Origin of the sequence: Acidocella sp., assembly GCF_035535915.1 — a bacterium.
Taxonomy (GTDB): domain Bacteria; phylum Pseudomonadota; class Alphaproteobacteria; order Acetobacterales; family Acetobacteraceae; genus Acidocella.
In genome coordinates, this window is sequence record NZ_DATLPB010000026.1 from 1 (window position 1) to 14,652 (window position 14,652).

At 63.6% G+C, this 14,652-nt stretch carries 7 protein-coding genes; 6 read left to right on the forward strand and 1 reads right to left on the reverse strand.

Annotated elements, in window-relative coordinates; all coding sequences use genetic code 11:
• From VNC39_RS03565 to treY, 5 genes are all read left to right on the forward strand, one after another.
• On the forward strand, nucleotides 1–1,628 hold a 1,628-nt coding region (locus VNC39_RS03565; RefSeq protein ID WP_325396241.1), incomplete at its 5' end, for a putative maltokinase.
• Entirely contained in the window at nucleotides 1,621–3,747 is a 2,127-nt protein-coding gene (glgB, locus tag VNC39_RS03570) for a 1,4-alpha-glucan branching protein GlgB (protein WP_325396243.1), read from the forward strand. The genes VNC39_RS03565 and glgB, both read left to right, overlap by 8 nt.
• A 3-nt stretch (nucleotides 3,748–3,750) precedes the next feature.
• Complete coding sequence (gene glgX, locus VNC39_RS03575; protein WP_325396245.1) at nucleotides 3,751–5,862, forward strand: glycogen debranching protein GlgX; 2,112 nt, start codon at nucleotides 3,751–3,753, stop codon at nucleotides 5,860–5,862.
• Nucleotides 5,859–7,595: a malto-oligosyltrehalose trehalohydrolase gene (gene treZ / locus VNC39_RS03580; protein ID WP_325396247.1), complete on the forward strand. Its 1,737-nt coding sequence runs from the start codon at nucleotides 5,859–5,861 to the stop codon at nucleotides 7,593–7,595. The genes glgX and treZ overlap by 4 nt, the downstream gene beginning before the upstream one ends.
• Before the next feature lie 11 nt (nucleotides 7,596–7,606).
• Nucleotides 7,607–10,345: a malto-oligosyltrehalose synthase gene (gene treY / locus VNC39_RS03585; RefSeq protein ID WP_325396249.1), complete on the forward strand. Its 2,739-nt coding sequence runs from the start codon at nucleotides 7,607–7,609 to the stop codon at nucleotides 10,343–10,345.
• Nucleotides 10,346–10,500: 155 nt separating this feature from the next.
• On the opposite strand, the gene VNC39_RS03590 is transcribed toward treY, so the two are convergent.
• The gene (locus VNC39_RS03590; protein WP_325396251.1) at nucleotides 10,501–11,826 is read right to left on the reverse strand and encodes a PLP-dependent aminotransferase family protein; all 1,326 of its coding nucleotides are present in this window, start codon (nucleotides 11,824–11,826) and stop codon (nucleotides 10,501–10,503) included.
• 448 nt (nucleotides 11,827–12,274) lie between these two features.
• On the opposite strand from VNC39_RS03590, the gene VNC39_RS03595 reads away from it, so the two are divergent.
• Nucleotides 12,275–14,548, forward strand: a complete 2,274-nt coding sequence (locus tag VNC39_RS03595) for an FdhF/YdeP family oxidoreductase (RefSeq protein ID WP_325396253.1) — start codon at nucleotides 12,275–12,277, stop codon at nucleotides 14,546–14,548.
• Nucleotides 14,549–14,652: the final 104 nt, after the last annotated feature.

Below are 14,652 nucleotides of genomic sequence, written 5' to 3' on the forward strand. Positions count from 1 at the left end.
CGCCCTGGCATGTGCGGCCCTCCGAGCCACTGCCGGAGCTCGCCACCCTGGTGCTGCGCACGGGCCTGAGCGACGTGCTGGAGCCGGCGGCGCGGAAGATTCTCGAGACCGAGGCCCTGCCGGCCTATCTGCAACGCCGCCGCTGGTTTGCCGCCAAGGACCAGAAGATTGTGTCCGCCAAGCTGGCGCGCGGTGACAAGATTCCCGGCCGCAGCCTGGAGATATTGCTCACCGAGCTGGAGGTGCAGCTCAGCGCGGGGCGTGAATGCTATTTGTTGCCGCTGGGCATTTCCTGGGACGGCGACACCAGCTCGGCATTGCCACAGCAATTGGCGCTGGCACGGGTGCGGCAGGGGCGGCGCATGGGCTATCTCACCGACGCTTTCGCCGTGGACGCTTTCCCGCTCGGCGTGATCCGCGCCTTGCGCGCCGGCGCGGTGGTGAACGTGCAGGGCGGCGAGATCATCTGCCGGCCGAGCCCGCTGCTCGCGCATGTGGAGCTGCCGGCGGCGCCCGAGGTGCGTCGCCTCTCCGCCGAACAATCCAACAGTTCGATCATCGTCGGCCAGAAGATCATTCTGAAGCTTCTGCGCCGGGTGATGGACGGCCTCAATCCCGAAGTGGAGATGATGCGCCACCTCACCGAGGCCGGCTATGCCAACAGCCCGAAACTGCTCGGCGAGGTGGCGCTGGTCCGCGCCGACGGGTCCGGCCACAGCATGATCGTGGCGCAGGAATTCGTGCAGAACCAGGGCGACGCCTGGCAGTACACACAGAACTACCTGGCGCGCTTCATCGAGACGATGGGCCTGGCCAACAAGGACATCCATGACGAGGCGGACCAGCTTTCCGGGTACGCGAGCTTCGCCCGCTCGGTCGGCACGCGTTTGGCGGACCTGCATGCGGTGTTCGCCCGGCCCAACGCGGACCCGGCCTTCGCGCCGGAGCGCGCGGACGATGAGGACGCCGCCGCCTGGGGCGAGGACGCGGCGGCACAGCTCTCGCGCGCCTTCGACGCGCTGCAAAAAATCAAGAGTTTCTCCAGCCAGGAAGCGGCGCAGAATGCTTCCTTCATCCTGGACAACCGGCACGACCTGCTCGACCTGATCCCGTCCTTTGCCGCCGCCGGCAAAGGCACGCTGCGGACGCGCATCCATGGCGATTTTCATCTCGGCCAGGTGCTGGTCTCCACCGGTGATGTGTACATCATCGATTTCGAAGGTGAGCCGGCGAAGAAACTGGAGATACGCCGTGCCAAAGCCTCGCCGCTGCGCGATGTCGCCGGACTGCTGCGCTCCTTCGATTACGCGGCTTCGGTGGCCGCGCAGGCACAACCGCCCTCGGTGCTGGCCGATACCGATGCACCGCTCGCGCGGTTCGTCGCAGATATGTCGGAACAATTTCTCGCGTCCTATCGCGCCGTGGCGCAGCAAGCGGCGCCGCGCTGGGTGGAGGATGACGCGGCCGAGGCGGCTTTGCGGGACCTCTTCCTGCTGGAAAAAGTCGCTTACGAACTCTGTTACGAGGCCGCCAACCGCCCGGACTGGCTTTGGATTCCACTGCGCGGCTTCGCCGTCATCATTGCACGGTTGTTGCACATCACGCCCCGGGTTTTGCAGGATGCGTGATCTGACAGGCGATTTCGAGGCGCTGCTGCAAGGCGCTCATGGCGACCCGTTTGCCGTGCTCGGGCCGCATGGGGAGTGTGTGCTTGTGCTGGCACCAGGCGCCACGGCCGTTTCGCTGCTGGACGCGAGAGACAATGTGCTGGCCGCCGCCGACCTGGTTCATGCCGACGCGATTTTCGCGGCGCACCTTAACCCGCCGCAACCCTACCGGCTGCGCATCGACTGGGACGGCGTGATCCAGATCACGGAAGACCCGTATCGCTTCCCGCTGCTGCTGGCAGATGAAGACATAAGCCGGTTTGCTTCAGGCCGGCATTACGATCTTGCCGGCTGGCTTGGCGCGGTGCCGATGCGCCTCGGGGATGTGCCCGGCGTGCGCTTCGCTGTCTGGGCACCGAATGCCAGGCGGGTTTCGGTGGTGGGAGATTTCAACAACTGGGATGGGCGCCGCCACCCGATGCGCCGGCGTGATGCCGGGTTGTGGGAGATTTTTCTCCCCGGCCTGGGCGTGGGCGTGGCCTATAAATACGAAATTCTCGGGCCCAACGGGGTGCTGCCGCAAAAGGCCGATCCGCTCGCGCGGCAGGCGGAAGTGCCATCGGCCACGGCCTCGATCGTCGCAGCCGCCTTTGCGCCGCCGCCGCGCCGCGCCGCGCCCGAGCCGGACAAGCCGCTGTTGATTTACGAGGTGCATGCGCCGTCCTGGATGCGCCATGTCGGCGGCCAGTCTTATGATTGGGCGGAACTGGCTGACCGGCTGGTTCCTTACGCGGCGGATCTCGGCTTCACCCATATCGAACTGCTGCCGGTGATGAACCACCCGTTCGGCGGTTCCTGGGGCTACCAGCCGCTCAGCCAGTTCGCGCCGCTGCCGGCGTTGGGCAAGCCGGAGGATTTCGCGGCCTTTGTCGGCGCCTGCCATGCAGCCGGCCTCGGCGTGATCCTCGACTGGGTGCCGGGGCATTTCCCGGATGACCCGCACGGCCTGGCGCAATTCGACGGCACGCATCTTTATGAGCATCAGGACCCGCGCGAGGGGCGACACCCTGATTGGAACAGCCTGATCTATAATTTCGGCCGGACCGAGGTGCGGGAATTCCTCATTGCCAGCGCCTTGTTCTGGCTTGAGCAATACAGCGTGGACGGGCTGCGCGTCGATGCCGTCGCGTCGATGCTGTACCGCGATTATTCGCGTTCATCCGGCGAATGGGTGCCGAATCGGTATGGGGGCCGTGAGAATCTCGAAGCGATCAGTTTTTTGCAGGAACTTTCGGAGATCATCGCGACGCGCCGGCCCGGTGCGTTGTTGATCGCCGAGGAATCCACCGCCTGGCCGGGCGTGACGCAAAGTGCAGCGAAGGGCGGGCTGGGCTTCACGCATAAATGGAACATGGGCTGGATGCACGACACGTTGCAATATATTCAGCAGGATCCGCTCTACCGGCGTTATCATCATGACGAGATGACGTTCGGCCTCGTCTACGCCTTTTCGGAAAAATTCGTGCTGCCGATTTCGCATGACGAGCTGGTGCACGGCAAAGGTTCACTGCTTGGCCGCATGCCGGGAGATGAGTGGCAGCGTTTCGCCAATTTGCGCGCCTATCTCACCTTCATGTGGACGCATCCGGGCAAGAAGCTGCTGTTCATGGGGTCGGAATTCGGCCAGCCAAGCGAATGGAACCACCAGGCGGAAATTCCCTGGCACCTGCTGCAATATGAGACGCATCGGGGCGTGCAGGGGCTGGTGCGGCAGTTGAACGCGCTGCTGAAGGCGGAACCGGCTTTGTATGAGCGCGATTTCACGCCCCTTGGCTTCCAATGGCTGGTTGGCGATGACCGCGACCAATGCGTTTTCGCTTATGCTCGTTTTGCCGAACAAGGCCCGCCATTGTTGGTCGTTTGCAACTTCACGCCGGTGGTGCGGGAAAATTACCGCATCGGCGTGCCTGACTCCGTTGCATGGAGAGAGGTTTTTAATTCCGACGCCATTGGTTTCGGCGGCTCCGGTGTCGGCAATGCCGGAATACGGCGCACCGAGCCCGAGCCAAGCCACGGCCGGCCCGGCTCGCTGTGCCTGACCTTGCCGCCGCTTGCCGGCATCATTTTGCGGCCGGCCTGATCCATGGCGCCGCCCGCGAAACTTCTGCCCGGAAAACCTTATCCGATGGGTGCGCATTGGGACGGGTTGGGCGTCAATTTCGCCATCTTCTCGGCCCATGCGCAGCGTGTCGATCTCTGCCTGTTCGACACGGCCGGGCGTCACGAGATCGCCCAGTTGGAAATGCCGAGCTGCACCGATGAAATTTTCCATGGTTATTTGCCGCAGGCCGGGCCCGGCCAGGTTTACGGGTATCGCGTGCGCGGGCCGTACCAGCCGGAGGCCGGGCATCGCTTCAACCCCAACAAGCTGCTGCTTGACCCTTATGCGAAAAAACTCGTCGGCCGCCTGCACTGGTCGGACGCGCTGTTCGGCTACCGTGTCGGCTCGCCGCGCCAGGATCTCTCGTTCGACCGCCGCGATTCCGCGGCCGCCATGCCGAAAGCCGTGGTAGTGGACGACCATTTTGCGTGGGGCGGCGATACGCCGCCAGACAATCCATGGGCTAAAACGGTGATTTACGAAGCCCATGTGAAGGGACTCACCATGCGCCATCCCGCCATCCCGGCGCACGAGCGCGGCAGTTTCGCCGCCCTGGGCGATCCGTGGATCGTCGACCATCTGCACCGGCTGGGTGTTACCGCCATCGAATTGCTGCCGATCCAGGCGTTTGCGCAAGACCGCTTCCTGACCGCAAAAAAGCTTCGTAATTACTGGGGCTATTCCACGCTCGCCTATTTCGCGCCCGAGCCGCATTATTTCGCCGCCAATGGCGGTGCGTTGCAGGAACTCCGCCAGGCCGTGCGCCGCCTGCATGCCGCCGGCATCGAGGTGATTCTCGACGTGGTGTATAACCATACCTGCGAAGGCAGTGAGATGGGCCCCACTTTGTCCTGGCGCGGCATTGACAATCGTTCCTATTATCGGCCGGTTGACGACGATCCGCGCCGGCTGATCAACGATACCGGCACCGGCAACACGCTGAACCTGTCTCATCCGCGCGTGCTGCAGATGGTGATGGACAGTCTGCGCCATTGGGCGCAAGCCTATCATATCGACGGCTTCCGCTTCGATCTCTGCACAACGCTGGGCCGCGAGGCGCATGGTTTCGATTCTTGCAGCGGTTTCTTCGACGCGATTCGCCAGGATCCGCAGCTTGCGCCGCTGAAGCTGATCGCCGAGCCTTGGGATATCGGCCCGGGGGGCTATCAGCTCGGCAGCCATCCGCCGGGCTTCGCCGAATGGAACGACCGGTTCCGTGACACGGTGCGGCGCTTCTGGCGCGGTGATCCTGGGCAGCGTCCCGAGCTTGCGGCGCGCTTGATGGGCTCGGGCGATATTTTCGACAAATTCCGCCGCAAACCCTGGGCCAGCATCAATTATGCGACGTCTCATGACGGGTTTACCCTGGAGGATCTGGTCTCGTACAATGAGCGCCATAACCTCGCCAATGGCGAGGACAACATGGATGGCCAGAAGGAAAACTATTCCGCCAATTACGGCGCGGAAGGGCCGACGGAGGATCCCGCCATTCTCGAATTGCGCGGGCAGGTGCAGCGGGCGATCCTCGCCACCGTGTTTTTCGCGCACGGCACGCCGATGCTGCTGGGCGGCGACGAGTTCGGCCGCACGCAACAGGGCAATAACAACGCCTATTGCCAGGACAACGAAATCTCCTGGTTCGATTGGCACGGCCTGGTTGATGCCGGGCCGACCGCGGCGCGGCAATTGCTGCAATTCACACAACGCCTGACCGCCTTGCGCGCCGCGCGTCCAAGCCTGCGCAGCGAAATTTTTTTGCACAGCACTGTGGAAGTTTTGCCGGGGATCGAGGACGCCGCCTGGTTCGACGAGACCGGCGAGGCGCTGAGTCTGGACGCCTGGGCCGATGCCGCGGCGCAAATGCTCAGTTTGCGCCGTGCCGTATTGACCGATGGCACCGTCGACCTCACCTTGCTGTTATTGAACGCCTCGGATCAGGCACGCGATTTCGCCGTGCCTAACCAGGACCTGCCATGGGAGGTGGTTTTGGACAGTGCTGATCCCGACCGGGAAAAGATGGTCTTGCTCACCGGGGCGGTGCACGTGCCGGCGCATGCGGTGGTGCTGCTGGCCGCGACGGTCGACAGCAAATGACGCGGCAGTTCGGTGCCCTCGTCACCGCCTCGGGCGACGTCGAGTTCTCGCTCTGGGCGCCGCAGGCGCGGCGTGTCGAATTGGTGGTCGACGGTGTGGCGACGGAGATGCGGCGCGATAAAGACGGCATGTACCATGCCCGGCTCGCCGTGCCCATCGGCACTGCCTATCGCTACCGGATCGATGGCGAGACCCTGGTGCCCGATCCTGCCTCCCGCGCGCAGGAGGATGACGTGCACGGGCCGAGCCTGGTCGTAGACCCCGATTTTCCTTGGCAGCATGCGGATTGGCGCGGCTTGCCCTGGGCGGACACCGTGATCTACGAGCTGCATGTGGGGGCCTATGGCGGGTTCGACGGCGTGGCCGCGCAATTGCCGCGCCTGGCCGCCATCGGCTTCACCGCGATCGAGCTGATGCCGATCGCGGATTTTCCCGGGCGGCATAATTGGGGCTATGACGGCGTTCTGCCTTACGCGCCGGATGCCTCTTATGGCAGCCCGCAGGCTCTCAAACGGTTGATCGACACGGCGCACGGGCTCGGACTGCAGATGTTTCTCGATGTCGTGCACAACCATTTCGGTCCGGACGGCAATTATCTCGGCGTCTATGCGCCGTCCTTCTTTCGTGCCGACCGGCACACGCCATGGGGCAACGCGATCGATTTCCGTCACCCCGAGGTGCGGGATTTCTTCATCGGCAACGCGCTATACTGGCTGCGCGATTATCGTTTCGACGGGCTGCGCTTCGATGCCGTACACGCCATCGAAGACAAATCTTTCCTGCTGGAAATGGCCAGGAAAATCCGCGACGCGCTGCCTGACCGGCAGATTCACCTGATCCTGGAGAACGAGGAAAACGACGCGGATCTGCTGCACGCGGCGGTGGGAGAGAAAAAATTCGACGCGCAATGGGCTGATGACTGGCATCATTGCGCGCATGTGCTGCTGACGCGCGAGGCGGAAGGCTATTACGCTGATTTTCAGTCTCCGGCGCAGCAGATGGCGCGCTGCCTGGCAGAGGGATTCGCTTACCAGGGTGATCCGGCGCCGCATCACGGCGGCGAGCCGCGTGGCCATCCCAGCGCCCATCTGCCGCCCAGCTCTTTTGTCATTTGCCTGCAGAATCACGACCAGGTCGGCAACCGCGCGTTCGGGGAGCGGCTCCGCAGCCTGGCGCATCCTGAAGCGCTGCACGCTACCATTGCTTTGCTGCTGCTCACGCCGCAGATCCCGCTGATTTTCATGGGCGAGGAATTCGGCGAGAGCCGGCCGTTTCTCTATTTTACCGATCATCATGAGGAACTCGGCCGGCAGGTGACGGCGGGGCGGCGCAAGGAGTTTTCCCGTTTCTCGGCCTTCAGGGACAAATCGACGCGTGAAAAAATCCCTGATCCGAATGCGGCTTCGACCTTTCAGGCGTCGATCCCGCAGGTCACGGAGAATGACTGGACCGCGCTTTACACAAACTGTCTGGACCTGCGGCGGCGCGTCATCATGCCATTGATGCCGGGCTGCGTGTCGGCCGGCGCCAGCGCGCTTTCAACCCATGCGGTGCGTGCCTCCTGGCGCATGAATGACGGAAGCCTGCTCACCGTGGCGACCAATTTCGCCACCGCGCCTGTGCCCTGTAAACCGATGGACGGGGAATTGCTCTACGGGCCGGGCCTGGTGGACGGCATGCTGCACGGCCCCACCACCAGCCTGTGGCGCGCAGAAACCAACGACAAAAAATGAGTCTTTCCACCATGCCCAGGGCGACGGCCCGGCTGCAGTTTTTCGCGGGCTTCACGCTCGATGATGCGGTGCCGATCGTGCCGTATCTGGCGGCGCTCGGCATCTCGCATCTTTACGCCTCGCCGTTGCTGAAAGCCCGTCTGGGCTCGACGCATTGCTACGACATTGTCGACCATAGCCAGATCAATCCGGAACTTGGCGGCATCGATGCGTTGCGGCGGCTGGTGACGGCGTTGCGCGCGCAGAATATGGGGCTGCTGTTGGACATCGTGCCCAACCATATGGGCGTCGGCGGCGCTGACAATTCCTGGTGGCTGGACGTTCTGGAATGGGGACATGCGAGCCGCTATGCGGAATTTTTCGATATTGACTGGACCCCGCCCGACGCCTCGCTGACCCATAAGCTGCTCGCCCCCTTCCTGGGCGCGGCCTATGGCGAGGTTCTGGAATCTGGTGCGCTCCAGTTGAAATGCGGTGAGGCGGGCGGGCTTTATGTTGAATATCACGAACATCATTTCCCGATTTCCGCGCAGAGCGCTGCCTTGGTGCTGCATGGTGAACCCGCCTGCGACGATATTTCCCATGCATTTGCCAAAGCGGCGCGGTGGCCCGGCCGCAATCTTGCATACCAGACCGCGGCCGAGGCTAAGGCGATGCTGGCTTCGTTCGCCAAAACCCCGGCAGGAGAGGAGACGCTGCGAAAATCGCTCGCGCGGTTCGATCCGGCACAAACAGACGGACGCCGCCGCTTGCATGAATTGCTGCAGCGCCAGCATTACCGCCTCGCCTGGTGGCGCGCCGCGGCGGATGAGATCAATTGGCGGCGCTTTTTCGACATCAACAGCCTGGCAGGCATCCGCGTGGAACAGCCGCGCGTGTTCGACGCGACCCATAAATTTCTGCTTCGCCTCTATGAAGACGGGCTGATCGACGGTGTGCGCATCGACCATATTGACGGCCTGGCGGACCCGCGCGGCTATGCCAGAAAGCTGCGCCGCGCGATGGAGAGCGCCGGCCAAAAACGTCCGCCCGAGGCGGCGAAGGGGCCGCCTTACATCGTGGTGGAAAAGATTCTGAATGGCCGCGAGCGGCTCGATCCCGATTGGCGGACCGATGGTACCACCGGTTATCGTTTCATGGATCAGGTTTCCGCCGTGCTACACGATCCGGCGGGCGAAGCCCTGCTCTCTGCGCTCTGGACCAATATCACCGGCCGTACGGCGGATTTCGCGCAGGAAGAAGAGGCGGCGCGGCGGCAAATTCTGCGCGACACTTTGGCGAGCGAATTGCTCGCCACATCCGCCGCCCTGCACCGCATCGCCCGGCGCGATCTCGCGACCCGCGACTACACGCTCACTTCCATCCGCCGCGGCCTGACGGAAATTCTCGCGCATTTTCCCGTCTATCGCATTTATGCCGGGCGGACCGGGGCCAGCGAGGCCGACATTCAGGTGATGGACCGGGCTTTGGCCGGGGCGCGGAGACATTTCCGTGCGGCCGATGTGAGAATTCTCGATCTGCTGCGCCGTTGGCTGGTGGAGGAGGCGCCCCGCTTGCTGCCGCCCGGCCCGCGCCGCGCGGAGCGGCTGCGCACGGCCGTCCGCTTTCAGCAGCTTTCCGCGCCGGTCGCCGCGAAATCGGTGGAGGATACCGCCTTCTACCGCTTTGGCCGGCTGCTTTCGCGCAACGAGGTCGGGTCGAATCCCGGCCAGTTCGCGCTCAGCCCCGTCGGTTTCCACGCCGCCATGCTGGACCGCGCCAAAAAATTTCCCGGCGCGCTGCTGGCCACAGCCACCCATGACCATAAACGCGGGGAAGACACGCGCGCGCGCCTCGCCGTGCTGTCGGAAATTCCCGACGCGTGGGAAACCGCAATCACACGCTGGATGCGGCTCAATGCCATTATCCGCCAGGAGGTCGGGCCAAGCCCGGCGGATGAACTGATGCTGTACCAAACGCTGGTCGCCGCTTGGCCGCTGGGCCTCGTTGCACAGGATCAGGCGGGGCTTGATTCCTTCACCCGGCGCGTCGCGGGCTGGCTCGAAAAATCCGTGCGCGAGGCGAAACTGGTCTCGGAATGGGCGGCGCCGAACGAGGAATACGAGACCGCGGCCAGGAATTTCCTCAGCGCCACGCTCGATCCGTCGCGTCCGGTGTTGGGTGAAATCATCGCGTTCGCGGAAAGGCTGGGGCCTGCCGGCGCGCTGAACGGCCTGGCGCAAACGCTGCTGCGCCTGACCGCGCCCGGCGTGCCGGATCTCTACCAGGGCACGGAATTCTGGGACCAGAGTTTGGTCGATCCGGACAATCGCCGGCCTGTGGATTTTGCCGTCCGCCAACAGGCGCTGCGGCAAGGCCTCCGTCCCGCGGCGCTGCTGGAAAGCTGGGCGAGCGGCGCGGTGAAACAGGCGGTGATCGCCCGCACCTTGGCGTTGCGCCAAGAATGGCCGGCTTTATTCGCCAAAGGTAATTATATAAAACTGGAAGCCGAAGGCGCGATGGCTCCGCACATTCTCGCTTTCAGTCGCAGCGAGAACAAAAAACAAATCGTCGTCGCCGTAACGCGCCTCGCCGCGAGATTTCTGGGTGACGCCCCCTTACTGCCGGCAGCAGATTGGGGCGACACCGCGCTCACATTGCCCGGCGCGTTATGGGTCGATGTCTTCGGGGAGCGTCACGTTACCGGAGCGAGGATCGAAGCGAAGACGCTGTTTGCCGATTTCCCCATTGCCCTGCTGAGATCAGCGTGAAATAGAAAGGAAGTTGCCGCTTTTTAAAAAAAGCGGCGCAAAAATTTTTGTTACTCTGGGCCATGGGCTGTGTCGGCGCCAACGCCCATGGCCCAGAGTAAATAAAGTTCTTTTGCTACTTTTTGTTCACAAAAAGTAGCGCTTCCTTGCTTCGCCTACACCATCGTCGCCGAAATCGCCGGCTGTTCGGTGAGCAGATTGGCGATCATTTCCAGGCCGCGGCGTAATTCCGCCAGTGAATTCGTTCGCCCCAGGCTGAGGCGCACGGCTTCGGGCGGCGTTTCTAACGTAAAGACATCGCTGCCGGTAACGCTGATGCCGCCGGCTTGAAGCTGGGTCATGAACGCCCCGCGTGTCCAGGGGGGCGGCAGGCGCAGCCATAAATGCAAGCCCTCCGGATGGGCCCGGATCAGGTCCGGGGGGAGGATGGTCCGGGCGATGTCCTGCCGCTGGTTCATTTCCGCGCGGATCGCGGCGAGCACGGCGTCGGCGGTGCCATCCTGGATCCATCTTGTCGCGATCGCCGCGCTCAACGGCGAGGTCATGGACATTGTCGCCCGCAAGGCCCCGGCCAGGCGGGTGGCGGCGCGGCTGTCGGGTGCCACCACATAGGCCACACGGAGCGCCGGTGAGAGGCACTTGGCCAGCGTGGACACATAATAGGTGAGCTCCGGCGCGAAAGCGGCGAGGGGCGGCGGTGGCGGCTGCGAAGGTAGCTTGCCGTAAGCATCGTCTTCGATGATCGGCACATTATGGGCGCGGGCGATCGCGGCGATCATTTCCCGGCGGTACGCGGGCATGGTCGCCGTCGTCGGATTATGGAGCGTCGGCGTCGAATAAAGCGCCTTGGGCTGATGCCGCAGGCAGGCCTCGGCGAAGGCCTCGGGGATCAACCCCTCATCGTCCATGGTGACCGGCACCAGCCGCCATCCTTGATGCGCGGCCAGAGAGCGGAAGCCCGGATAGGTCATGGCCCCGGCGCAGATCGCATCTCCCGGGCCGGCGAGCTGCCCGGCAATCGCGAACAGCGCGCTTTGCGCGCCCGGGCAGACCACGACGCGCTCCGGCGAGAGCGACGGGAACGGGCGGGAAAGCCAATGCGCGCCGGCCGCCCGGTCGGACGCGGTACCGCCGGTTTCCTGGTAGTTCAGGAGCAAATCGAGCCCGCCGGCGGTCTCCAGGCCGGTGATCCCCTGCCAGATTCGCGCCACGAGCTTCTGGTCCCGAAAATGCGGGGGCCAGTTCGTGCTCAGATCGATCGCGCCTGTCGCTGGGGCAGTGGTTGTCGGCGCCGGTTGCGCCTTGATGTAGGTCCCGAGACCGACGCGGCCCTCGACCAGGCCGCGGCGCTGCGCCTCGGTGTAGGCGCGGGTCACCGTGGTGAAATCGATCCCCAGCGTGCTGGCCAGGCGGCGTTGAGTCGGCAGGCGGCTGCCGACGCGCAACGCCCCGGACGAAATGTCGGCGGCAAGGGCCTCCACAATCGAAAGGTAAACGGGCCTACCCGTTTTTCGGATGGCTGGTATCCATGCACGCGCATCGGGGTCGTTGGCCATTGTCCTCGCACCTGATTCGGCTTTATATGTAATTTATATGCTTTGTTATAGTCTATCGATCCATACATAAAGCATATATAGGCTTATTTCAAGTAGGCATGCCCGCCAGTGGAAGACATTGCGCCGTTTGAAACGCTTACTGTAGGACTGCAACGCCTGGTTGCGGCGCCGATGCTGTTCCGCGGTGTATTGCCTGCTAGCGCGGCGTGGTGCGCCAGCAGGCAATACACCGGCCCGCTTGGCGTAACGGAAGCATATGCGGGTGCAGGACTCCATACATTCCTGGGTGCGAATACGCACCGTGTGCCTGCATTAAGTTTCGCGCCTGTAGACGCCGACGCTGCAGGCTGAGTTTGAGAAAAGGATAGGTTTTATGTCCCAACGCGACGTTCCCGGAATTAAGCGCTACGACCATGCTGCCGGCGGCTGGGGCGCGTTGCGCGCCACGGCGAAAGCGGTGCGTGAACAGATGGACGTGTTGGAGGCGCCGCAGCTTCTCATGCGGACCAACAAGCCGGACGGTTTCGATTGCCCCGGCTGCGCCTGGCCGGACAAGGAGCATACATCGACCTTCCAATTCTGCGAGAACGGCGCCAAGGCAGTGACCTGGGAAGCCACCAAGAAGCGGGTGACGCCGGAATTCTTTGCCGCCCATACGGTGACGTCGCTGCTGAAATGGACGGATTATGAGCTGGAGAATCAGGGCCGCCTGACTGATCCCGTCGCCTATGACCGCGCCAGCGATACGTTTAAGCCGATCAGCTGGGACCAGGCCTACGCCAGCATCGGCGAGATCTTGCGCAACCTGCCCGATCCGAACATGGCGGAGTTCTATACTTCCGGCCGCGCGTCCAACGAGGCGGCGTTCCTCTATCAGCTTTTCGTCCGGGAATATGGCACAAACAATTTCCCCGATTGTTCCAACATGTGCCACGAGGCCACCAGCGCCGGCCTGCCGAAATCGGTCGGCCTCGGCAAGGGCTCGGTGTCGCTGGACGATTTCGATCATTGCGAGCTGATCATTGCCGTCGGGCATAACCCCGGCACCAACCATCCGCGCATGATGGGCACGCTGCATGAGGTGGCGCGCCGCAAGGTGCCCATCATCGTGCTGAACCCGTTGAAGGAACGCGCGCTGGAACGCTTCACCGATCCGCAGGACGCCGTGGAAATGGCGCGTTTCGGTTCGACCAACATCGCCTCGTCCTATTATCAGGTGAAGGTCGGCGGCGACGCCGCCGCGATGAAGGGCATCATGAAGGCGCTGGTGGCGATGGACGAGGCCGGCGGTGGCACGGTGCTGGACCATGAGTTCATCCGCACCCATACCAACGGCGTCGAGGCGCTGATTGCCGACCTGAAGGCGAGCGAATGGGGCGATATCGAGCGCGCCAGCGGTCTGGCCCGCGCCGACCTCGAGGCGGTCGCCGCCGCCTATGCGAAATCCAACGCGACCATCATCACCTACGGCATGGGTGTGACGCAGCACGCCAAGGGCACCGGGGCGGTGCAGCAGCTGGCGAACCTGCTGCTGTTGCGCGGCAACTTCAAGCCGGGCGCCGGCATCTGCCCGCTGCGCGGCCATTCCAACGTGCAGGGCGATCGCACGGTCGGCATCTGGGAGAAGCCGAACGACGCGTTGCTGGACGGCATCGAGCGGACCTTCGGCTTCAAGCCGCCGCGGGAGCACGGTCACGACGCGGTGGAGGCGTTCCACGCGATGGTCGAGGGGCGGTCCAAGGCGCTGATCTGCCTGGGCGGCAATCTGGCCGTGGCCATGCCGGACCCGGAAGCGTGTGCGCGAGCCCTGCGGTCGCTGGACCTCAACGTGCAGATCCTCACCAAGCTGAACCGCTCGGCCCTGCTGCTGGCTCAGGAAACCATCATTCTGCCATGCGTGGGCCGCACCGAGGAAGACGTCCAGGCCTCAGGGCCGCAGGCGGTCACGGTGGAAGATTCCATGTCGATGGTGCACGCCTCGCGCGGCAAGCTGGCCCCGGTTTCCGCGAATCTGCGCGCCGAGCCGGCAATCGTGGCGAACATCGCGCTGGCGACGCTGCCGAACAGCAAGGTCGACTGGCTGCATCTGATCGCCGATTACGACCGCATCCGCGACAAGATCGAGGCCGTGTTCCCGATCTTCAAGGATTATAACAAGCGCATCCGTCATCCCGGCGGTTTCCGCCTGCCTGTGCCGTCGGCCGAGCGGGTCTGGAACACGGCGTCGGGCAAGGCCGAGTTCCTTGTTTATACGGGGCTGAACGAGGATCCGGATGGGATCGGTCAGGGCGTGCTTCGGCTCACCACGCTGCGCAGCCACGACCAGTATAACACCACGATCTACGGCAATAACGACCGCTACCGGGGCGTGTTCGGGCGCCGCGACGTGGTGTTCATGAGCCCGGACGACCTCGCGGAACACAAGCTCGAGCATGGCGATGTCGTGGATATCGAGACGGCCCTGCCAAATTCCGAGGGCCACCGGCTGGAGGGTTTCACGGTCGTTGCCTACAGCATCGCCCGCGGCTCCGTCGGGGCTTATTACCCAGAAGCCAACTGCCTCATTCCGCTTTCCTATAACGACAAGACCAGCGGCACGCCTTCATACAAGTCGGTGCCGGTTAAAATTACGCGGCGCGCCGTCTGAGGTGCTTTACGGGAGACGATGGGGCGGCTTGAGGCCGCCTCATCGTCGCTCGTCACGAGCGTGGACAATTCGGGCGGCGCTGCCGGCATTCTGGAGTTCTTCTA

Bases quoted from the DNA above. Each gene is read 5' to 3' on its own strand.
- glgX (WP_325396245.1), top strand. From the start codon at position 3,751: ATGGCGCCGCCCGCGAAACTTCTGCCCGGAAAACCTTATCCGATGGGT.
- treZ (WP_325396247.1), top strand. From the start codon at position 5,859: ATGACGCGGCAGTTCGGTGCCCTCGTCACCGCCTCGGGCGACGTCGAG.
- VNC39_RS03595 (WP_325396253.1), top strand. From the start codon at position 12,275: ATGTCCCAACGCGACGTTCCCGGAATTAAGCGCTACGACCATGCTGCC.
- glgB (WP_325396243.1), top strand. From the start codon at position 1,621: ATGCGTGATCTGACAGGCGATTTCGAGGCGCTGCTGCAAGGCGCTCAT.
- treY (WP_325396249.1), top strand. From the start codon at position 7,607: ATGCCCAGGGCGACGGCCCGGCTGCAGTTTTTCGCGGGCTTCACGCTC.